Annotated in this window: 1 protein-coding gene; it reads left to right on the top strand. The window is 60.4% G+C overall.

Going from position 1 to position 273, the window contains the following annotated elements; all coding sequences use genetic code 11:
• Nucleotides 1-273: L-rhamnose mutarotase (locus SB751_RS30485; RefSeq protein ID WP_410749084.1), on the top strand; the 273-nt coding region annotated here is incomplete at both ends.

The raw sequence follows: 273 nt of genomic DNA, 5'->3' as shown, positions 1-273 counted from the left end.
CACCGTGCCGTATGGCCCGACGTGCTGCGGCATCTACGCGAGCATGGGGTACGCGGTATGGAAATTTTCCGCCTCGGCACGCGCATGACGATGGTGATGGACACCGATGACGCGGTGTTCGATGCCGAACGCATGGCCAAAGCCGCGGAAGAAAATCCTACGGTTCGTGCTTGGGAAGACGTGATGTGGACATTCCAGGCCCCGACGCCGTGGACACCGGCCGGTTTGAAGTGGACACCGATGACCTGCATATTCGATCTGCGAACGCAGACG

The sequence above is a fragment of the Cupriavidus sp. SIMBA_020 genome (assembly GCF_046535395.1).
GTDB lineage: Bacteria > Pseudomonadota > Gammaproteobacteria > Burkholderiales > Burkholderiaceae > Cupriavidus > Cupriavidus campinensis.
Note: the sequence above shows the minus strand (reverse complement) of the source record. Positions and strands in the feature narration are given on the sequence as shown.